Origin of the sequence: Providencia sp. PROV080 (assembly GCF_033688105.1) — a bacterium.
GTDB lineage: Bacteria > Pseudomonadota > Gammaproteobacteria > Enterobacterales > Enterobacteriaceae > Providencia > Providencia zhejiangensis.
In genome coordinates this window covers 942,258-964,053 of record NZ_CP096346.1, presented here as the reverse complement: position 1 = coordinate 964,053, position 21,796 = coordinate 942,258, and the positions used below count along the sequence as shown (strand labels likewise).

The window sequence follows — 21,796 nt, the reverse complement described above, 5'->3', positions numbered from 1 at the left end:
TCTCACTATCTTTTTGCAAGAGATGATTGAGGTTCGCAGGTGACATCACCAACCCACAAAGCACCGCGTGCACCTTCTAAATTTAAATCTGCCTCACAAATTGTTTTTTCATCATCTTGTAAGAGAGAAATGACAGGATAACGAACATCGACATCCATTGAAAATTCACCGTTCTTATCGGTTCTTGTTCTACCAATATGATTACGAATTGAAGCATATTTAATAAATTCACCGTCAGGTGATTTGAGTCGACCAAAGACGGTGACGAGTTGCCTAACTTCGGGTTGATAGAAAGCGACGTTACCCGGATATAATGTCACAGACTTATTTCTTCCTGAAATAATGTCAAAACTATCTTTAGATTTCCCATCATTCATTAATTGAATCTCATAATCTGAATATGGCGAGAGCGGAATAAACGTATTTTTCCCACTAATTGGATAATTTTGACCGTTAACTTTTGCAACCATGCTGCCATTACCCGTGATCGCTGAATTTATAATGATCCCTGATTTACCTTGTTGACCACTAGGCATGATCGTGCCATCACTATAAGCAATAGAACCTCTAGACGTTAAATTACCATTTAGCCTATCACCATCAGGACGATTAACTGTGATCGTTCCTGAGTTATATTTCATATCGTAAGAAGCATAAGCTAATGTAGAAAAATCAGACTCGCCATTATTCTTGTCACGGACTAACTTCGAAACAGAAAGCCCTGCATTTGTAATTGGTGAATCTTCAAAGTTCTTATTCGCATAAATATTAGCTTTGATATTACCATTGGTCGATGAAACCCCCGTGCTTAACCAAGTCGATAGGGGCAATGAGAAATCGAGATTAATGTATTTTTCGTTTGTACTGCTTTGGTTATCATAATGATAACGTTGAACGCCAGCTCTTAATCCAACCGTACCATAACGACCAGAAAATAATGTATTGCCATATTCATAGTTAATTGAATCGCTGCCTACACGACGGTCTTTGGTATTACTGATAGTAAAAGTCCCTGCTCGATCAATAATTTTGTCAAAATTGAAAGTACCACCATAGGAATAGCTATCCGCGTCATAAAGGGGTAAATCGCCTTTAATAACTGTTTTTTCTCTTGATGCCCACAGAGAACCGTATCCTTCAGGTATCGTCAGAGAAACAGTTCCAATATTTCTATGGCTACCATGATTTTCCATCATGCCTTGCCATGAAAGAGAGATGTACTCATTTAAAGCCACATTGATACTGGTTTCATTAACAAAAAATTTGTCAAAACCATAATTAGACATCGTTAAGCTTAAACCGGACAGTACCGGAAAACTTCTAGCAATAGAGATACCTAATAAATAACTCTTTTCTGGTGATTGGCTATGGGAATTTTCATTTCTGACATAATATTTTGTAATCCCCCCGAAAAATCGCAGCAGTTATTTATAGAAAATTCTATTAAAATAAACTCAAGGAGTTTTCTATGCGTAAATCAAAATTCACTGATAGCCAGATATTGGCAATCATTAAACAAAATGAAAGTGGTATGCCCGTTCCAGAACTCTGCCGAGAACATGGTGTTAGCTCTGCAACATTTTATAAGTGGCGAGCTAAATTCGGCGGTATGGATGCTTCGTTGATGAAGCGAATGAAAGAACTCGAAGACGAAAACCGTCGGCTCAAAAAAATGTATGCGGAAGAACGTCTCAAAGCTGAGATTCGTTTGGAGGCGCTTGAGGGAAAGTTATAAAGCCATCTCATCGTAAGGAGATGGCTAAGGCTGCCGCAATTAAGTATGACATAAGCATTCGCTTTGCTTGCTTGTGCATGAATGTGAGCGAAAGCTGCTTTTACTATCAAAGTAAACTTAATGCTGAAAACGATCAGATTGCTGACTGGCTAATACGCCTAACCGAAAACAAAAAACGTTGGGGGTTTGGTCTATGTTTCTTGTATTTACGCAACGTAAAGGGCTTCGCATGGAACCACAAGCGCGTTTATCGAATTTATTGTGAGTTGGAGCTTAATCTTAGAATTAGGCCTCGCAAACGCTTAAAACGCGATAAGCCTGATGCCCTCAGTGTGCCTGTAGCCATTAACCAAGTATGGTCTATGGATTTTATGTCAGACAGCTTAGCCAGTGGCCGCAGCATTCGAACCTTTAATGTCATTGATGATTTTAATCGTGAATGCTTAGCGATTGATGTTGATTTATCGTTGCCTAGCGCACGAGTTATTCGGTCGTTAGAACAAGTCATCGAGTGGCGCGGTAAACCCAAAGCGATACGATGCGACAACGGACCAGAATATATTTCAGGAGAGCTAATAAACTGGGCAACACGGCAGCAAATTACCTTACTTTATATTCAGCCTGGCAAGCCTACACAAAATGCTTACATTGAACGCTTTAACCGAACAGCTCGTCATGAATGGCTTGATTTAAATATATTTGAGAGCGTTGAGCACGCTCAAGAACTTGCCACACAGTGGCTTTGGACTTATAACAATGAGCGGCCGAATACGGCGATTGGAGGAATACCCCCGAGACAGCGATTACAGGTAGCTTAAACTCTATAAATAGTTACTGTGAAAAGTGGGGGGATTACAATTTTTTATCAAAATCAACATAGCCGCCGTATAATTCCCAGTTTGTTTTATCGAAATTTCGTCCTATCGCTCCGAATGACTTATTAATCGTTTGGTTCTGTGTCGTTACCACTTTGCCATCTACAACCGTTTCAATGGTGACATCATAAATACCATAAGGTAATACACTCGTATCAACCTCATAGTTACCCATCGGGAAATTTTGGATATTTAATAACTTGCCCTGCCGATAAATTCGAACCTCACCAGGACTATTTAAAAACGCATATATCGGTGTTAGCGATTGCTGTTTATTTGCCACAACACTTGATGAGTGATTACCAATTGATGCCGCATAAATTTTACTACTACTTAGCGTTGTTAAACTGGCAATAGACTGTAAATTCCATGTACTCATCAGACCTAATGCAAAGCGAAGACCATTAAAATCACGCTCATACATAGCCCGATAAAGCTCAACGTTAGAATTTGATTTGCCAATACTATAAGCTGAAGCATTAATATTTATATGATGCTCGGCAGCGGCAAATAACGTATCTAAATTGAAATAGCTACTGGATGAGTTTTTTGCGTTCTTTACATGGCTTTGGAAAACCCCCAAATCATAATTGGCAACGGCTGAAAACCTATTTACTGACGAATCACCAAGTGAAAATCGTCTAACGCGTTCTTTAGGGGAGAATGCTGCTTTATCTACATCTAGAGATAAGTTAAATGAAGATATATTCAATTTCAAAGTCGCATTACTATCAATAGAAATATCACTGTTTTCGTCAAAAAACACATTATTCTTCTTTTCTAATGTTTCGATAAGTAAGCTATTTAATTGTGGTCCTTGTGTTGAATCAATAAGATGAATACTTGCTAATTTTATTTTATCATGTTCAATAACAATAACTGCATCGGCAATTTTATCTTCGCTTTGATTGCTACTAGCCGCATCGTTTAATCGTAAGAATACTGGCACAGACATGCCTTCCTCTAAGGCCATAACAAATGCAGGAGGAATAATATACCCGCCAATTTTAATGCTTTTTATGTCATTAGCATTAATAGAATTGGAAAAAATAATACTCATTATTGATATAGCAAGAACACTCTTACGCATGATTAAAGCCTATTATTCATTATTTGACAACAATGAACTCTCCTTTGTGCCAAATACCTACACTAGATTTCTTATTTGTGAGATCGACAAATTGTAATTTCACCGCTAAATTAGGCATCAAGTAATAACGCTCTCGACATATCCCATCTACACCACTTTTTTGTTTTGATGCTAAACAAGGACCAGATGCAACAACTCGAAACGTACTATTTCCTGTATTAGAAATCTGTGAGTTTGCATATTTATAATTGAATTTTTCTATTCTAGGCGATACGACAAGTATGGTACTAATTGTTGCTGAAGTCGTCGCCGATGCAGATTTCGCGCTTTTTGTTGCCGTGCTTTCTCCAATAGGATCGTCTTTCCAATTTAAGCGATAATAACGTTCTTTATCGTCTTTTGGCCCTTGATAAATAATTTTAAATACATCTTTAGCATTTCCTGGCAAAATTAAATTAGCAGGTGTTGATAATATTTCATTAGGATCAGTTACTGATACTACTTTTCCATTATCTAAAGGCGAATCTATTTTTTCGATAGTTAAATTCACTAATCTTGCTGTATTAACTGTATTTTCGACTTCTTTGGCTAATGTATCTTGGCTTGAGTCAATAATTTCAGTAATATTACCGACATTAACAGCCAAACTATTTTTCAATGGTAATAATGATAATAATATTGCGGCTACAGTTGTTTTCTTTATCATAATAAATAATTTAAAAAGAAAGACGATAAAGATACTATATCCTTATATTATCTTTATCGTGTCAGTTAATTAATAGACTAAGCGAATCAACAATTATGCTTCTGGAGCCGGCTCAACAGGAGAAAAATCACCATCCCACGTAGCAGTAAATTGAACTTTTACATCGCCATCCCAAGTACCATCAGTGAGTGAATTAAAGTCAGCTGCTGCACCTTCTGATTCAGCACCCGCGATAACGAATGTAAATTCACCACGGTCAGTTGCACGCTCAGAGCCATTGAAAATACCATCAGCAGCTAAGTTATCTAATCCAGATGTCAGATTTTTTGAAGTATCAATCAATACTGTGTCTGTTGTTTTACTGAGGTCTTCACCATTCCATTTAACACCAACAGTGAGTTTAGAATCATCCGTCGTTCTTGCTAATGTATTAGCAACAATCTTTGATGCTAATTTAAAATCTGTTGCGCCTGCTTGCCCTTGAATAGCAATGTCGAACGCACCATTTTGTTGGTTAAAGCTTTTTTGACCTTCAGCATAATTAAAGGTTAGGCTTTTTAATGGAGTTACAACTAACATGCTCGTTGTATCTTTAATCGCTGTTGCTTGCCAAGTTGCAGTTGCTTGAGCAGTACGAGTCTCAGCATTCGCCACTGTGGCAAAAGAAGCTGCAATTAATGATGAAAGCACGATTGACGTCACTTTTTTATTAAACATATTATTCTCTCTATTTTTATCTATTACACAAAAAAATTAATTGCATAGCATAAAGAATACTGTCATCAGGATTCTTTATTAAATACAATAAAAAACCATGATAATCATTCTATTTACTAAACGATTAATGGATCAAAACACATAGGATATAAAAATAAGCATCTACCCTAAGGTCATTATTAAAAAATATATGATATGAAAAACCTAATAGTTATAATCAGTTCCAAATTTTATTGGAGACATTATTTAAGATATGATAGTAAACCCTATCTTTTTTTATCGCATCTTTAATTCTTTCGTTATCATGCTCATCCATTACTGCATTAAACAAATCTTTCCATGTTTTATTTAATGCCAGCAGTATGCCATCTACCATTTCAAAAGTAAGTTTTGTCTGGCCGGTTTCATAACGAGAAACTTGCTGTTGACTAACATTTAACATTGTAGCTAGCTGGTAACCCGAATAGTTTTTTTCTTTCCTTATTCTTCTTATATACGCCCCGATTTTTTTATTTATTTCATCTGCCAGATAATCCATAAACCTTACCCTATATAAGAATAAATATGATTTTTGAAATACTTTAATGGATAAATCAAATTCACGCTCAAAATTTATTGTGGGGAGATAGTAAAACTAACATGTAAATTTGTATAATCGATTTCGATAATCAAAACCCATAAATAGAAAGTGGAAAGCTATTAAAATAAGTATTCTTAACAAAGACAGAAGACAAAAAAGCAAAAAAATCAACATTAACAAGAAGATATATGTATAACCTTTTTAAAAATAAGGTTTTATATTTACATTTAGACATAAACAACAATATTCAAACAGAAAAATTACTCCGATAATGATTAGTTTGTTCAAAAATAAACCTAGTAATTATCTATTTGCTCAGTAAAAGTACTCTTTATAGGTGTTATTACTCATATTCAAACATTTTTTTAGGATTTTTCTGACCATAACCTATGTACAACGGAAAGCGCGTTAAGTTTTCCCTCGATCCCCTACAACAATATATTAGCCATAATTCATGGCTAATACTTGCTTACTAAAAAGATAGAGCACGGAAAGTCCAATAGAGCAGATGAGCACTCAGGAAGAACAGAGACTGATTGGCTTAATTTTTATAAATAAGGTTTGAAAAGCGTGACGTGTGCAAAAGAAAGATAAGATAAAAATGTTTGAATGGCGAAATACTCGCTTCCTTTTAATAATACAATGGCGGCATAAATCAAAATTAGTTTATAGCCGTTACATTTGAGCTATGTGCTTATCATTTCTTTTGATTAGTTAAGATTACTTTATGTTTGCTTTTTATAAGAAAGGTTTAGCTTGATGTGCATCAAAGAGAAATGAGATTAGATTAACTGTTCTATAAAAAATTTCAGCTCATCCATTATGTAACGAATAAGAAACCACTCTTACTTTGTTGTAATGAATGAGCTGTTGGGTAATGTGAAATTCAACAGTATTTATACATCTCACGTAAATAACGTATTTTAATCCATGTGATTATGCACTCTAGATTAAAATTAATGCCCGATAGAATCCGATAAATTATCGCCATAATGCGGTACTGAAAACTGCATTCAAAGTATTACCCATTTAAGAAGACAAGCAAAGATAAAATTAGTTAATGATATAACGTTATGACCAATAGTATTTCGGTGTTTTATTAAGAACCTTCAGATATATATTATTCTCTTCTATCGTTTTTTCAGTCACAATCTGATTGTTAACGTTAACAGTTTTAGCTATAAAATCAGCCCAATCACCGTTTAACTCTATCATTAATTGATTAATCAACGTGATATTATAATTCACTTTACCCGTTTCATAACGAGAAAGTTGCTGCTGGCTCAAACCAAGCTTTTTCGCTAATTGGTAGCCAGTCATTCCATTTTTTTTCCTCAAATTTTTAAAATATAACGAAACAATACTATTTAGTTCTCTATTATCCATTGATATATCCTTTATATTTTTAACACACTTTAAATTATACATCTAACCCGCAATATTTAAAGTCTTTTTCACAAGCGAGCACAATGAGATAAAACAATGAAAATATATTAATATTCAATTAGATAAAAAATAACGCACTGCAAATGTTAACGTTAACTTAAGAATATATATAAAAGACACAACTTATTACAAATTAGATATAACAACACATGCTAGGTAAATAAAAACATTCCAATGACCTAGCATATGTTGGCGACTTGATATATTAACTGGGCTATTAGCTATTACTCACATTAAGCTTTAATGCCGCGGCAATTGCGATGGGAGAAAGGGTGACACTCGCGGCTAACAAAGCAGCCAAAATAGCTAAATAGCTATTTAGTGGCATATTAAAACTATAAGCTTCCATTGTTCCGGTTGCATAAATAAGCACGGGAATATATAAAGGCAACACAAGTAAACTGACAAGCACCCCGCCCTTTTTCAGAGATACCGTTAAGGCGGCACCGATCGCCCCAATAAAACTCAAAATAGGCGTACCAAGTAATAAGGTTCCTGCGAGTACTAATAGCGTGCTCGCATCAAAAGAGAGCATCAATGCAGCAATAGGTGATAATAAAATTAAGGGAACCCCCGTTACACACCAGTGTGCAATCACTTTCGCGAGTACCGTTATAAAAAGTGGATGGGGGGCTAACAATAGTTGCTCTAATGAACCATCCAAATAGTCATCCTTAAATAGACGCTCAAGTGAAAGTAATGAGGAAAGGATGGCTGCGACCCAAAAGATCCCTACGGCAATACGTGAAAGTAACTGAGGCTCAGGCCCAATACTTAAAGGAAATAATGTAATCACAATAAGGAAAAACCATAGAGGGTTCACTAATTCCGAAAAACTTCTAAACGCTATTTTTAGCTCTCTTCTGAAGACTAACCAAAACATTATTCATACCCGCCTGTCAGTTTTAACGTTCCAAAGTGTCCCGACATCGCTTGATGGGAAGTGAATAGAATTATTCCCCCCTGCTCTGCATGTTGATGAAAGCGTTCCGTTAAGCGTTTTACTCCCGCCACATCAATCGCTGTAAAAGGTTCATCTAATACCCATAAAGGGGATTCACTTAGCCATAGTCTTGCTAAATTAACTCGACGCTGTTGCCCAGCAGATAATTGACCGACAGGAATATCTTCATAGCCTATCAGAGACACTTCTTCTAAAGCAGACCATAAACCCTCTCCCGCTGCATGTTTATGATGCATTTGATAGTAAAACTGAAGGTTTTCATAAGGAGTGAGTAATGATTTGACGGCGGGTTTATGCCCTAAATAGAGTAATTGACGAGTAAAATCTTCTTTTAACTGATGAATAGATTGCTTTTCCCATAAGATGTCACCTTCATCGGGCTTTAAAAGTCCAGCTATCATGCGTAATAACGTCGTTTTTCCTGCGCCATTCGGTCCTTCGACTTGGAGAATTTGCCCTGGTTGCACAGTAAAATTAAGCTGCTGAAAAAGCACTCTATCTTGCCGCTGACAACTGATTTTCTCGGCAGTTAGCATAGTATATTGTTCCTGTTAGTTGCTCGGTGCTATTGGCTTTTCACCACTTTATTTAACAGAATATCACTAATACTTTCATTCGATATTGTTTCACCGCAAAGCACCTTCATCAAAACTTCTCCCCCGAGTGAAGATAATGAAAACAGCATATCAGGGTTAAGTAGACGAATTTTATCCATATTGCTTTCTTGGTTAACCAATACAATGGTTTTTACCCCTTCCTTCGCTAGCTGTTTCACACCTAATAAAGCGAAAGTACTCAAAGCATCACTATCCGTCATGATTAAAACGTATTTAGCCTGTTTAACATTGGATTCAGCTAATAGCTCAGTGCTTGTCGGATCCCCCGTCACAATATTATCCTTCTCAGGATAGTGTGTTCGATGGCTCTCTTGACAAATAACCGCAACAGGCAGTTCTCGGCTTTTGAGTCCTTGATAAACACTTACCGCCATCGGTGTACTACCGATAACAACATAATGATTTTTCATATAAGAAAACCTCTTACGAACAATTTCCTTTGTTCCCTTAGCGAGTAACCCAACCACATAAACCACTGATGTTGTAAAAATGGTAATACCAAGAATAATAACAGTGACCGTAAATACCCGAGCATCTGTTGAAACAGGAACAATATCGCCAAAACCAACCGTCGTCATACAGACTAAAGCAAAATAAAATGCGGTCGATCCATCTTTAACCACAGGCAAAAATTCATCACCAATATAAAGCGTGCCAAAAATAGAATAGAGCAACAAAGCGATAATACAGGTTATTGCGACAAAGCCTGCACTCGTTAAGCTGTGATGATGATAGCGTTTCCAAAATACACTAAGAGCGATAAATAGCGCTAATGAGAAGTAGCCTTGATGCACATTTTCCGTTGCAATTTTTAAATCAACAAATGAAATAATGGCTAATAGCAACAGTGAAAAAACCCAGGCTATTCGCGCACCGTTGATCATAAAAAATGATAAAAAGACTAAAGATATTCCTAATAGAAAGCGGGGAATATCCAACAATTTCATAAAGCCGAGAGATTTAAGCCACTCAGTGAAGCCATTGGTTCGCCAATCAATATAGTATGTATAGGCACCTAACACAGGCTTAATGATCATATACCCATCAACAATGATGAGTATTGATATGACTAATCGAATAAATAAGGATGATTTCAGAAAAACAATAAATGCGTTATCTGACATTTTTCCTTCACCCTCTGATCACCTAGAATTACATAAACTCCTATATATCACATGTTGGTCAATGATGTTAGTTTGAATGGCGTGCTTCATTTAACTTTTAGCTCAATCTATTCATTTTTATTCTTCCTTGTACCCGCACCTATCCCCCTCTTAAACGAAATCATCAATCAACACCCCGTTAAACATAAGCGTAATCGATGAAGCTATTCTTTTTTTGATAGTGTTTTTTGGATGATTGATAACCAAACATCAACCAAGTCTAAATCAATTATTAGCTAATTATTTTATTGAACTTAAATTCGAAGATAATATCTAAAAAACGATTTTTGACATTTCTTCTCAATCGCCCAGCATAACGAGTATAAGAGTTCAATTAAATATGGTTAATTCTACGCACACGAAAAAATTTAGTTGGTCAGCCTTGTTCTGGCTGCTTATTTATTTTTGGTACTTCTCCTCTTTATTGCAAATTTATGTTGTTATCACCGGACAAAGCAATACCATCGGATTAAGAGATTCTTTACTGTACAGTACGCTTTGGTTAGTGCCCGCCCTGTTCTTTCCACAACGCATCAAATTAGTTGCTGGTCTTATCGGTATTATTCTTTGGCTTTCATCTGTCGTCGCACTGGCGTATTTTGTTGTATATGGACATCAAATATCACAAAGCGTGATGTTCGTTATGTTTGAAACAAATACCAACGAAGCCGGTGAATTTTTACAACAGTACATTAGCTTTAAAGTTATTGCCGCTATTCTTCTCTACACTCTTGTGGCTATTTTCTTATGGACGAGACTTAAACCAGTCTCAATGCCTGTACCGGCGAGATTATTAGTTTCGTTATTGGTGCTGACAGTCTTATTTGCAATTCCTTATTATAACAAAGGAATTAAGCAAGATAGGCCAATCGCAAATGTGATGTCTTATGTCAATAGCAAACTTGCTTATGCTGCACCTTGGCAGTTTGTTAGTGGTTATTTCCTCTATAAAAACCAATTAGCCAATATGGAAGAGCTGATTCGTGATAATAGCAAAATCCCACCATTGGAAAACTTCATCGATGCTAACGGAAATACCCCAAGAACGTTTGTTCTCGTTATTGGCGAATCAACAAGCCGTGATAGGATGAGTTTATATGGCTACCCACGCCAAACAACCCCAGAGCTAGAACAATTAAAACAACATTATCCAGATAATTTATCTGTCTTTACAGATGTTGTGAGTTCTCGCCCTTATACTATTGAAGCTCTACAACAAATTTTGACCTTTGCTTCTCAGACTGAACCTGAACTGTTTAATTCACGCCCTTCAATCATAAATATGATGAAACAAGCAGGGTTTAAAACATTCTGGATTACTAACCAGCAAACGATGACTGAGCGAAATACGTTACTAACCGCCTTTTCTCGCCAAACCGATAAGCAATATTATTTGAATAACGATATGGCTCAAAGCTCACGTATTTATGATGAAGTGGTGCTAGCGCCATTTAAAGAAGCGCTGGCAGATCCCGCAGAAAAGAAATTTATCGTTGTTCACTTGCTCGGCACTCATATGCGTTATGAATTCCGTTACCCTGAAGATAAAGCAGTATTTAAAGATAGAGATAATCTAGTTCCTAGTAATCTAAAAGAGAATGAGGTTGCCGATTACAATGCTTATGATAATGCACAGCATTATAATGACTACATTGTTTCATCTTTAATTAAGGATTTCGACTCATCAAAAGAAAATGGGTTTTTAGTCTTTTTCTCTGATCATGGTGAAGATGTATTTGATACACCGCCTCATGAAACTTTAGGACGCAGTGAAGGTAAGCCAACTCGTGTTATCTATAATGTGCCTTTCCTAGTATGGCAATCACCAGAATGGTTACAAAATCATCAATTTAATTTAAACGATAAAACCGATAGGCCTTATAGTACTATGGATTTTATTTATTCATGGTCTGATCTTGCTGGTTTTAACTATCAGGGTTATATACCGCAAAGAAGTCTATTTAGTCATGAGTTTGTACCACAGCCACGCTACATTGGCGATCCAGAGCAAAAGTCATCTTTAATGTTGTATGATGATTTGAAAAAATAGCCGTACACAACATGAAGAGCCATAAGGCTCTTCATGTTTATGTTTGCGTTTCTTCTGATTACTTTATTTTTCCATCTTGTAAGATGAATTTCACTTCCCCTTGCCAAAATTCAGCAAGAAATACCGATTCTGGATGATCAATTCCCCGCTTAGCCATTTGCTGGGCTAACCAATCTTCATCTTTCTCTACTGACTTCAATTCATTGATTCTGGCGATACCGTCTTTCATAACAATAACAGATGGCATATTGGTAGGGTCACAAATGACGGTTAACTGCCCATCCGGTTCAATCTGTGCATAATAGATTTCTTGAAATGAGTGCACACCTTGTGCATGAATTTTTGATGATATATTCAAGATATCAATTTTATTTCCCTTTTCTAATATATTTTCCATGATGAAATTTCCCTTGCTAATAATGGGAATCGGATTACCTATAGTCACATTACGAATAAAGTTAAATTTTTTGGTTAAATAATTTAGCCCTGAAATAAATGAAACGCCGATAAGCAGTATAATAATATACTGATACAGTGGGATCGTATCGCTATAAATCACACCGCCGATGATCCCACCTAAAACAAAGTTCCCAATAAAATCGATCGGTGTCATTTGAGAGAGTTGGGTTTTCCCCGACAAATTCATATGAGTAAGAACAATAGCAAAACCAATCATAAACTTAACAATAACAAGCATATAGTAATAACTCATATAATACTTCCTTTAGCATTCCTATGGTTGTCTTAATTTTCGTTTAATAAAAAGATAACTCTCTAACTGCCGATTAATACTAGAGTTCAATTATAGCTAAATCACCAATCGCATTTCTAATATTAAGAAAAATATTGATATGAGACATTAAAGCTTTCATTTTATTTTTCGTTATAATTTTTTCTTTTAATTCTTTAATTTAAACATTCAGAACCAACTGATTTTTAATTTTTAAAAATATGAGTTATATTTATATCATGCTACTTATAGTCAGTCCGTATCCACTCACACATGCTAAAGGAAATGTTTATGAAAAAGAAAATGCTTGGCTCTCTTATTCTAGCAGGTATTATCACTATGGCAGCGGGTTGTGATGATTCATCAAAAAAAGACCAAACGATGAAGCAAGCTGAAGAAAAAGTAGAGCAGATAAAAGAGTCAGGTGAACAGAAAGCCGCTGAAATCAAAGAAAAGGCAACAGAAAAAGCCGATGAACTTGAAAAACAAGCGTCAGAAAAAGCGAATGAGCTGTCCGACAAAGCGAAAGAACTAAAAGAGTCAGGTGAACAAAAAGCCGCTGACCTCAAAGATAGCGCTACACAGAAAGCCGATGAACTTGAAAAACAAGCGACAGAAAAAGCAAATGAATTGTCAGATAAGACCAAAGAGCTAAAAGAAGCTGCCGACAAAAAAGCAGATGAAATCACTGAGTCAACAAAAGACAAAATTTCAGAAACAAATGATAAAATCACCGAAAAAAGTCAACAACTGAAAACCGATGCAATTAATAAAGCCGATGAGCTAGCCACTGATGCTAAAAGTAAGACTGAAGAGTTAAAATCAGAAAATAAGTAATCATCTACTCATTGACTCTATTTCCTCAAAGCAGGCCTCCATCGGCCTGCTTTTTATGTGCTCTAGTCTTGTAATATAGAGAGCACAAAAATCGTATGTATTCTATCTCCATACCGCTATAACGCTTCAAATCTCGATAATATAAACGACTCATTTAGCAATAGAGGACAATATGCAAGTAAAATATAGCGTTGGCTATGCCTATCCCGAACTTGTCAATCATGCGTTTCAGCTACGCCAACAGGTGTTTACTCATGAACAAGGTTTCCCAGCTGACATTGATGTTGATGAATGTGATGACAACGCGCTACACGTCGTACTCTATATAGACCATACTCCCGTTGCAGTGCTGCGCTGTATTTTACACCCCCATAAGGTCATCAAAGTGGGTAGAGTCGCTGTTCTCAAGCAACATAGAGGTAAAGGCCTTGGTCGTAAGCTCATGACGTTTGTTGAGCAATATGCCAAAGAGCACCAGTTCCAATCTATTGAGTTATCCGCACAGCACACTGCGATCGCTTTTTATGAGGCCTTAGGCTACCACACTCAGGGAGATAGCTATGATGAGGACGGAATGGCACATATCTATATGGTTTTATCATTAACATAGCTTCTACTCCCTTGAATTTTCTATTTTCGCCTCTATGATTAGTTGAAGTGATGCTTTTTTGTACGAGGCGATTATGGCTAATGGTTGGGCTAATGAAAATGCGGTTCAAGAACAAATCGACGCAACACTGAATGACGCTATTACTAAGGCACGAAATCAACTTCATACAGGGGAAAGCGCTAAGTTTTGCCTAGAATGCGGGGAACCTATCCCTATTGCACGTCGTCAGGCTCTTCCTGGCGTTCAATTGTGTATAACCTGCCAAAATATATTCGATAATAAAACTGCAACGTTTAGCGGATATAATCGTCGAGGGAGTAAAGATAGCCAGTTACGTTAAAAACGTTTGCTCCCTATTCCCTATAAAGGGTCGCAATATTCGCTCATCTTGCTGTTTTTTGCATATTATCGGATGAACAACGTTAACTTAATTAACGTTTCTGAGGGTTTTATCTAACTTTTTGTTAAATAGTCAAAAACATAACAATGATTACAGTTAATAATGTGATTTATAAGACTATATTTGTCATGAAAAATAGCACTATTTTCTGTTTATTTGAAATTAATCTTGGCATATGGCAGTATATCTGCCTGTTTTTTTGCAAATGGGGTATTAACTGTCAAAAAATATCGATAGCAAACTCAGTCAACTATCTGTCATTTCGCTATCTCTATAAACTGTTTCATTATTGTTCTTTCTATCGTTTCCCAATTGGGACCCTTTCGTAATTTCATTGGTTCATTAAGAAGGACAGCTCACCGCATACTCAGCTCATTTATTGGTATGCCAAAAATAAAATCAAAGAAGGTCGTTATGAGTCAAAATAGTACTGATTCGAAAAAATTTCGCTCAAAAATTAGTCCTCCCGTGTTTTATACCTCTGCTTTCGTTATTTTGGTGATTGTCGGCTTTGCTGCCCTCATGCCTGAAATAGCAGAATCTCATCTAAGTCATCTTCAACAAAACCTCTTCAATAATGCTAGCTGGTTCTATATTTTAGCCGTAGCTATCGTTCTTTTGAGTGTGACTTATCTGGGACTCTCTCGTTATGGACAGATAAAACTGGGACCTGATCATGCGCAGCCCAATTTTAGCTATGTTTCATGGTTTGCTATGCTTTTTTCTGCGGGGATGGGGATTGGATTGATGTTCTTTGGCGTTGCAGAACCTGTAATGCACTATCTCAATCCGCCTGTTGGTGACCCTCAAACCGTCGAAGCCGCAAAAGAAGCCATGCGCTTGACCTTCTTCCACTGGGGTCTACATGCATGGGCAATCTATGCCATTGTTGCGCTGATCTTAGCCTTTTTTAGTTACCGCCATGGGCTACCGCTAACATTACGCTCTGCGTTATATCCAATTATCGGTGAGCGTATCTATGGACCGATCGGCCATTTTGTTGATATTTTTGCTGTCGTGGGGACCGTTTTCGGCGTCGCAACATCACTAGGATTTGGTGTGTTGCAGGTTAATGCGGGTATGAATCATTTGTTTGGTTTACCTGTTAATCCGACAGTACAAGTTGTTTTAATTGTTCTTTTTACTGGTCTTGCAACACTTTCAGTAGTCTCTGGTCTTGATAAAGGGATCCGTATTCTCTCTGAATTAAACTTAGGTTTAGCCTTTATATTGATGCTACTGGTACTCTCTCTGGGACCAACGGTTTTATTACTTAAATCATTTGTAGAAAATACGGGTGGCTATCTATCCGAAATTGTGAATAAAACCTTTAATTTATATGCCTATGAACCTAAATCGAGCGATTGGCTTGGTGGCTGGACATTACTTTATTGGGGATGGTGGTTATCTTGGTCTCCATTTGTTGGGATGTTTATTGCTCGAATTTCACGTGGACGTACTATCCGTGAATTCGTCACCGGCGTCTTATTCGTTCCTGCTGGTTTTACATTGATGTGGATGACATTCTTTGGTAACTCTGCGATCAATCTAATCAAAAACCAAGATGCGGTTAAATTAGCAGAAACCGTGCAGTCGGATGTATCCCTCGCACTATTTGAGTTTTTAACTTACTTCCCATTCTCTACCGTATTATCATTTTTTGCCATGCTGATGGTCATTGTGTTTTTCGTCACATCCGCAGACTCAGGTGCAATGGTTGTCGATACTTTAGCGTCAGGTGGTGATTCAAATACACCGGTTTGGCAGAGGATCTTCTGGGCTGGGTTAATGGGCGTCGTGGCCATTACGTTATTACTCGCAGGTGGTTTACAAGCCTTACAAACCTTAACCATTGCAAGTGCCTTGCCTTTCGCGATGGTACTTTTAGTGGCAATCTATGGTCTATTCAAAGCATTACGTGTTGATGCTTATAAGCGTGATAGCCAGCAACTTGCGACAATCGCACCAACCGCAAGCCGTAACCCTATTCCATGGCAACGCCGTTTGCGTAATATCGCTTATTTCCCAAAACGTAATCAGGTTAAACGTTTCCTTGGTGAGGTCGTTCATCCTTCAATGGAGATGGTTTCTGAAGAGCTTGCGAAACAGAATACAACTTGTCATATCTATGATGATAAAGATGACAGAATTGGCTTTGAAGTTGATTTAGGCGAAGACATGAATTTCCTATATGAAGTTCGCTTGCGCTACTATGTCCAACCTTCTTTTGCGCTTTCTGGCATGGGAACAGATAGTGATGATGAGAAAAGCGAAGAGCAAAAATATTACCGCGCTGAAGTTCACCTTAAAGAAGGTGGGCAGGATTATGATGTGATGGGCTGGACCAAAGAACAGGTTATTCATGATATTCTCGACCAGTACGAAAAACACATTCACTTCTTGCATTTATTAGGTAAATAATCGCTACGTCCGTTAGATAACTAAAAATAGCCCCTTAATCGAGCATAACTTGATTTAAGGGGCTAGTGATTTTTACACGCTACCATAAGTAGAGCGACACGACGATTTTAGGCACTCTCTTTTTTATCAGCCATATTACTGTAATCAGGGCTTTCTAAAGCAATTAATTCATCTAACAGGGCCGTTAATTGCTGCATTTTTTCATGAGAAAATGCCTGCTCAATTTTTTGATAACCTTCTTCCACTTCTTGCCGTGCTTTGTCATATAGCGTCTGACCACCAGGCGTCAGAGAAACATAGAGTTTGCGCTGATCATTGAGTGGTTTTAAGCGAAAAATTAAGCCTTCTCGCTCCATACGAGTCAAAATACCCGTCAAACTAGGACGCAGAATGCAGGTTTTAACTGATAACTCATGGAAATCGATAGAGCGTTTATCAGCAAGTACTCGGATAATACGCCATTGCTGTTCAGTCAAATTATATGACTTTAAAATAGGTCGAAAGAACCCCATCGCGGTCTCTCTTGCCTGTAATAATGCAATTGTCAATGATTCATGCATAAGTCTAAAACTCACCACTCTAAAATGTTTATTTAATACCAATAGGTTGGTATTGGACTAGATATTGCGCCTTAACACCGCAAATTTTTTCAGTGATAGCCTATTCTATCTACTTAGAACCAAGGTTAGCACGGTAAAATAACAATCACAAAGAAAAACCCTAAAATATTAATGAGTAAATAATCCACCTCACTCACAAAAAGTTAATAAAAAGTTACAATAAAAAATCAAAAAAAATATCAAAACCCTGAATATTAAAGGGTTACATGAAAAAAAACCGAATATGTTAAAGAGATCACAATTAAAATTAACAATTCAGTTCACCTATTGCCAATTCCAAATTAATACATTATTAATATATTAACAATCATTCAAAATCTTTGTTTTTCTAATAAGGAGTTGTCAATGAAAGGCACCGTTTTTGCCGTTGCCCTCAATCATCAAAGCCAAGTGGAACACTGGCATGAGGCATTCGGGCAAGCCCCTTATAAAACCCCACCAAAAACACCGGTGTGGTTTATAAAACCGCGTAATACTCGAATTAACTCAGGGGATAATATTTTACATCCTGCGGGTGAAGTGGTGCAAAGTGGTGCAACACTGGCACTCATTATTGGTAAAAATGCACGTAAAGTCAGTCAATCTGAAGCCAAAAATTATATTGCAGGCTTTGCGCTAGCGAACGAAGTTAGTCTCCCAGAGGAGTCATTTTATCGTCCAGCTATCAAAGCAAAATGCTGTGATAGTTTCTGCCCTATTGGGGAAATGATTCAAACCGCTTTAGCAGCACCAATAGACATCATCACGCTTATCAATGGTAAAGAAGCCGATCGTTGGTCAACCAAAGATCTCGTTCGCGATGCCAGTGAATTAGTTGCCGCACTCAGCGAATTTGCAACTTTAAAAGAAGGTGATGTGATTCTGATGGGAACCCCTCATCAACGTATCACTATCCAACCAGGTGATGAAGTTACTGTTCAAGCAGAGGGCTTTCCAAGCTTACGCAATAAAGTTGTCGCGGCGGGAGGACAATAATGAAGCATGCTAAAATCCGTTATCAAGGTACTGAGTATTCAGTCACTGTTGGCGATAATGAAGAGATCACATTACCCAATGGCCAAGTCATTGCAGGTGATGACGCACATGTTGAATGGCTACCACCGGTCAGAGGAACACTGTTCGCCCTTGGCCTGAATTATGCTGACCATGCGACTGAATTAGACTTTAAGCCACCTGAAGAGCCACTCATTTTTATCAAAGCAGACAATACGTTAACAGGTCACCGTCAAGTCTCAGTTCGCCCTGATAATGTCGAATACATGCACTACGAATCAGAACTCGTTGTCGTGATTGGCAAAGCGGCACATAAAGTATCGCAAGAAGACGCGATGGATTATGTTGCAGGCTATACCGTGTGTAACGACTATGCGATCCGTGACTATTTAGAAAACTACTACCGTCCAAATCTTCGCGTCAAGAGCCGTGACACTTTAACGCCAATTGGACCATGGGTTATCGACAAAGATCAGATTAAAGATCCGCACAATCTTGCGCTTTATACCTATGTTAATGGAGAACTGCGTCAAAAAGGGACGACGGCTGATCTCATTTTCAATATTCCATTTTTAATTTCCTACCTAAGTGATTTTATGACACTGCAACCGGGTGACATGATAGCAACAGGAACGCCAAAAGGACTTTCCGATGTTGTGCCTGGTGATGAAGTGATCGTTGAAGTTGAGGGTGTAGGCCGGCTGATTAATTATATTGTCAGCGAGAAAGAATATGAGGAACGTTGTAATGACTAAGATTAATCATTGGATTAATGGCAAAAATGTTGCCAGCAAAGACTATTTCGAAACCACCAACCCAGCAACAGGTGAAGTACTAGCAGAAGTTGCTTCAGGTGGACAAGATGAAATCAATCAAGCCGTTGCTGCCGCCAAAGAAGCATTCCCTAAATGGGCTAATACGCCGATGAAAGAGCGCGCTCGCTTAATGCGCCGCTTAGGTGAATTAATCGATCAAAACGTGCCTGAAATTGCAGAAATGGAAACACAGGATACAGGTCTACCAATTCATCAGACTAAGAACGTATTGATCCCACGAGCTTCACATAACTTTGAATTTTTTGCTGAAGTTTGCCAACAGATGAACGGTCGCACCTATCCTGTTGACGATAAAATGATGAACTACACGCTGATTCAACCTGTCGGTGTATGTGCATTAATTTCACCATGGAACGTGCCATTTATGACGGCCACATGGAAAACCGCACCTTGCTTAGCTTTAGGGAATACCGCCGTTCTGAAAATGTCGGAGCTATCACCTTTATCTGCAAACCGTTTGGGTGAATTAGCACTAGAAGCGGGTATTCCTGCTGGCGTACTTAACGTGGTACAAGGCTATGGCAGCACTGCCGGTGATGCGTTGGTCAAACACCATGATGTTCGTGCTGTTTCCTTCACTGGTGGCACAGCGACAGGCCGTTTAATTATGCAAAATGCGGGTCTGAAAAAATACTCCATGGAACTGGGTGGTAAATCTCCTGTTCTCGTATTTGAAGATGCTGATATCGAACGTGCACTCGATGCTGCCCTATTTACCATTTTCTCAATTAATGGTGAACGCTGTACTGCTGGCTCACGTATCTTTATCCAAGAAAGTATCTATCCAGAATTTGTTAAACGTTTTGCAGAGCGCGCTAACCGCCTTATCGTTGGTGACCCTACCGATCCCAAAACTCAAGTGGGTGCACTGATCAGCGAACAGCATTGGAACAAGGTTTCTGGCTATATCCGTCTTGGCGTGGAAGAAGGTGCAACCTTATTAGCAGGAGGCCCAGATAAGCCAACCGATCTACCTGCTCATCTGAAAAATGGGAATTTCTTACGACCTACTGTATTGGCCGATGTCGATAACCGTATGCGTGTTGCTCAAGAAGAAATATTTGGCCCTGTCGCTTGCTTAATTCCATTCAAGTCAGAAGAAGACGGTTTACGCATGGCTAATGATGTTGAGTATGGCTTAGCCTCTTATATTTGGACACAAGATGTCAGCAAGATCTTACGTTTATCTCGCAGCATTGAAGCCGGTATGGTGTTTGTTAATACCCAAAACGTACGTGACCTGCGTCAACCATTTGGTGGCGTTAAAGCCTCAGGTGTAGGCCGTGAAGGCGGTGAATATAGCTTTGAAGTTTTTGCAGAAATGAAGAACGTTTGTATTTCCTTCGGGGATCATAATATTCCTCGTTGGGGTGTTTAATTCATTGAGATAATTAAATTATTGGTAATTCAATAATAAATATTTAATTTAACTTGTGCCCTAAATAGTTCGAGCTGTAGTTATGCAAATTCATTTTTTTGCTACAGCTCGAAATACGACGGGGGAGGTAAAAACTTATGGGTAAATTAGCACTTGCGGCAAAAATAACACATGTTCCATCCATGTACTTGTCAGAATTACCCGGCAAACACCACGGCTGCCGTCAATCCGCTATTGATGGTCACAAAGAAATCAGCCGTCGTTGCCGCGAACTTGGTGTTGATACTATTATTGTTTTTGATACTCACTGGTTAGTAAACAGCGCTTACCATATTAACTGTGCTGATCACTTTAAAGGGATTTACACCAGTAATGAGCTCCCTCATTTCATTCGCGATATGGAATATGAGTACGATGGTAACTCAGAGCTCGGACGTATGATCGGTGAAGAGGCGCGTAAATTAGGTGTTCGTGCTCAATCACATGAAATTCCAAGCTTAACATTGGAATATGCAACGTTAGTTCCTATGCGTTATATGAATAGCGATCGTCATTTTAAAGTGATCTCTATTTCTGCCTTTTGTACCTCCCATAGTTTTGAATCCAGCCGTAAGTTAGGTGAAGCGGTACTCACTGCCATCGAAAAATATGATGGTACTGTTGCAGTATTTGCGAGTGGTTCACTATCCCATCGTTTTATTGATGACCATCGTGCAGAAGAAGGCATGAATAATTATACCCGTGAATTTGATGAGCAGATGGATAAGCGCGTTGTCAAATTATGGCGTGAAGGCCGTTTTGAAGAGTTCTGCAAAATGTTGCCTGAATATGCCGACTACTGTTATGGCGAAGGCCATATGCACGATACTGTAATGCTGTTGGGCATGCTGGGCTGGGATAAATACGCTGAAAAAGTGGAAGTGTTAACTGATTTGTTTGCAAGTTCAGGAACTGGGCAAATCAATGCCATATTCCCTCTGCCAAGTTATATCACTGATAAACAAGAAGCGAATGCGTAAGGAGTGATC

The 21,796-nt window shown here is 38.0% G+C and carries 19 protein-coding genes and 2 pseudogenes; 10 read left to right on the top strand and 11 right to left on the bottom strand.

Features of this window, described 5'->3' with window-relative positions:
- Positions 1-5 precede the first annotated feature (5 nt).
- A pseudogene (locus M1F03_RS04145) lies at positions 6-1,364 on the bottom strand (CS1-pili formation C-terminal domain-containing protein); the annotation flags it as partial.
- A gap of 104 nt (positions 1,365-1,468) precedes the next feature.
- On the opposite strand from M1F03_RS04145, the gene M1F03_RS04140 reads away from it, so the two are divergent.
- A protein-coding gene (locus M1F03_RS04140; protein WP_374195714.1) for an IS3 family transposase occupies positions 1,469-2,553 on the top strand; the annotation gives its coding sequence in 2 pieces (ribosomal slippage) (positions 1,469-1,730 and positions 1,730-2,553; 1,086 coding nt in all).
- 40 nt (positions 2,554-2,593) lie between these two features.
- On the opposite strand, the pseudogene M1F03_RS04135 reads toward M1F03_RS04140, so the two are convergent.
- From M1F03_RS04135 to M1F03_RS04100, 8 genes and pseudogenes are all read right to left on the bottom strand, one after another.
- Positions 2,594-3,700 (bottom strand): annotated as a pseudogene (locus M1F03_RS04135) (TcfC E-set like domain-containing protein); the annotation flags it as partial.
- Positions 3,701-3,719: 19 nt separating this feature from the next.
- Positions 3,720-4,406 (bottom strand): hypothetical protein, encoded by a 687-nt coding sequence (locus M1F03_RS04130; RefSeq protein WP_154623299.1) that lies wholly within the window; start codon positions 4,404-4,406, stop codon positions 3,720-3,722.
- Positions 4,407-4,499: 93 nt separating this feature from the next.
- Positions 4,500-5,123: a common pilus major fimbrillin subunit EcpA gene (gene ecpA / locus M1F03_RS04125; protein WP_154623300.1), complete on the bottom strand. Its 624-nt coding sequence runs from the start codon at positions 5,121-5,123 to the stop codon at positions 4,500-4,502.
- A 217-nt stretch (positions 5,124-5,340) separates the two neighbouring features.
- On the bottom strand, positions 5,341-5,661 hold the full coding sequence (locus M1F03_RS04120; protein ID WP_154635647.1) for a helix-turn-helix domain-containing protein: 321 nt from the start codon (positions 5,659-5,661) through the stop codon (positions 5,341-5,343).
- 1,113 nt (positions 5,662-6,774) lie between these two features.
- Positions 6,775-7,089, bottom strand: coding sequence for a helix-turn-helix domain-containing protein (locus M1F03_RS04115; protein WP_154635646.1), 315 nt, complete (start codon positions 7,087-7,089; stop codon positions 6,775-6,777).
- Positions 7,090-7,366: 277 nt separating this feature from the next.
- Positions 7,367-8,032 (bottom strand): heme exporter protein CcmB, encoded by a 666-nt coding sequence (ccmB, locus tag M1F03_RS04110; protein ID WP_154621793.1) that lies wholly within the window; start codon positions 8,030-8,032, stop codon positions 7,367-7,369.
- On the bottom strand, positions 8,032-8,649 hold the full coding sequence (gene ccmA, locus M1F03_RS04105) for a cytochrome c biogenesis heme-transporting ATPase CcmA (protein WP_154621792.1): 618 nt from the start codon (positions 8,647-8,649) through the stop codon (positions 8,032-8,034). The genes ccmB and ccmA overlap by 1 nt, the downstream gene beginning before the upstream one ends.
- A gap of 29 nt (positions 8,650-8,678) precedes the next feature.
- Positions 8,679-9,854 carry an ion channel gene (locus tag M1F03_RS04100; RefSeq protein ID WP_154621791.1) on the bottom strand — a complete coding sequence of 392 codons (1,176 nt, stop codon included), beginning with the start codon at positions 9,852-9,854 and terminating at the stop codon, positions 8,679-8,681.
- Between the two features lie 379 nt (positions 9,855-10,233).
- Here M1F03_RS04100 and cptA point away from each other — a divergent pair, with 379 nt between their 5' ends.
- Positions 10,234-11,943: a phosphoethanolamine transferase CptA gene (gene cptA, locus M1F03_RS04095; RefSeq protein WP_154621790.1), complete on the top strand. Its 1,710-nt coding sequence runs from the start codon at positions 10,234-10,236 to the stop codon at positions 11,941-11,943.
- A 58-nt stretch (positions 11,944-12,001) separates the two neighbouring features.
- Here the strand turns inward: cptA and M1F03_RS04090 are convergent, their stop codons facing one another.
- Positions 12,002-12,655, bottom strand: coding sequence for a DUF421 domain-containing protein (locus M1F03_RS04090; RefSeq protein WP_251465153.1), 654 nt, complete (start codon positions 12,653-12,655; stop codon positions 12,002-12,004).
- Positions 12,656-12,964: 309 nt separating this feature from the next.
- Here M1F03_RS04090 and M1F03_RS04085 point away from each other — a divergent pair, with 309 nt between their 5' ends.
- From M1F03_RS04085 to M1F03_RS04070, 4 genes are all read left to right on the top strand, one after another.
- Positions 12,965-13,510 (top strand): hypothetical protein, encoded by a 546-nt coding sequence (locus M1F03_RS04085; protein WP_154623330.1) that lies wholly within the window; start codon positions 12,965-12,967, stop codon positions 13,508-13,510.
- Between the two features lie 172 nt (positions 13,511-13,682).
- The gene (locus M1F03_RS04080) at positions 13,683-14,120 is read left to right on the top strand and encodes a GNAT family N-acetyltransferase (protein WP_251465151.1); all 438 of its coding nucleotides are present in this window, start codon (positions 13,683-13,685) and stop codon (positions 14,118-14,120) included.
- Positions 14,121-14,193: 73 nt separating this feature from the next.
- The gene (locus tag M1F03_RS04075; protein ID WP_154623328.1) at positions 14,194-14,460 is read left to right on the top strand and encodes a DksA/TraR family C4-type zinc finger protein; all 267 of its coding nucleotides are present in this window, start codon (positions 14,194-14,196) and stop codon (positions 14,458-14,460) included.
- 474 nt (positions 14,461-14,934) lie between these two features.
- On the top strand, positions 14,935-16,941 hold the full coding sequence (locus M1F03_RS04070) for a BCCT family transporter (protein WP_154623327.1): 2,007 nt from the start codon (positions 14,935-14,937) through the stop codon (positions 16,939-16,941).
- 107 nt (positions 16,942-17,048) lie between these two features.
- Here the strand turns inward: M1F03_RS04070 and hpaR are convergent, their stop codons facing one another.
- Positions 17,049-17,501: a homoprotocatechuate degradation operon regulator HpaR gene (gene hpaR / locus M1F03_RS04065; RefSeq protein WP_154623326.1), complete on the bottom strand. Its 453-nt coding sequence runs from the start codon at positions 17,499-17,501 to the stop codon at positions 17,049-17,051.
- A gap of 405 nt (positions 17,502-17,906) precedes the next feature.
- On the opposite strand from hpaR, the gene M1F03_RS04060 reads away from it, so the two are divergent.
- The 4 genes from M1F03_RS04060 to hpaD all read left to right on the top strand — a co-directional run bounded on the left by M1F03_RS04060 (position 17,907) and on the right by hpaD (position 21,787).
- Entirely contained in the window at positions 17,907-18,536 is a 630-nt protein-coding gene (locus tag M1F03_RS04060; RefSeq protein WP_154623391.1) for a fumarylacetoacetate hydrolase family protein, read from the top strand.
- Entirely contained in the window at positions 18,536-19,309 is a 774-nt protein-coding gene (locus M1F03_RS04055) for a fumarylacetoacetate hydrolase family protein (RefSeq protein ID WP_154623390.1), read from the top strand. The genes M1F03_RS04060 and M1F03_RS04055 overlap by 1 nt, the downstream gene beginning before the upstream one ends.
- Positions 19,302-20,768: a 5-carboxymethyl-2-hydroxymuconate semialdehyde dehydrogenase gene (gene hpaE / locus M1F03_RS04050; RefSeq protein WP_154623389.1), complete on the top strand. Its 1,467-nt coding sequence runs from the start codon at positions 19,302-19,304 to the stop codon at positions 20,766-20,768. Before M1F03_RS04055 ends, hpaE begins: the two co-directional genes overlap by 8 nt.
- 137 nt (positions 20,769-20,905) lie before the next feature.
- A complete protein-coding gene (hpaD, locus tag M1F03_RS04045; protein ID WP_154623388.1) occupies positions 20,906-21,787 on the top strand; it encodes a 3,4-dihydroxyphenylacetate 2,3-dioxygenase in 882 nt (293 codons plus the stop codon).
- Positions 21,788-21,796: the final 9 nt, after the last annotated feature.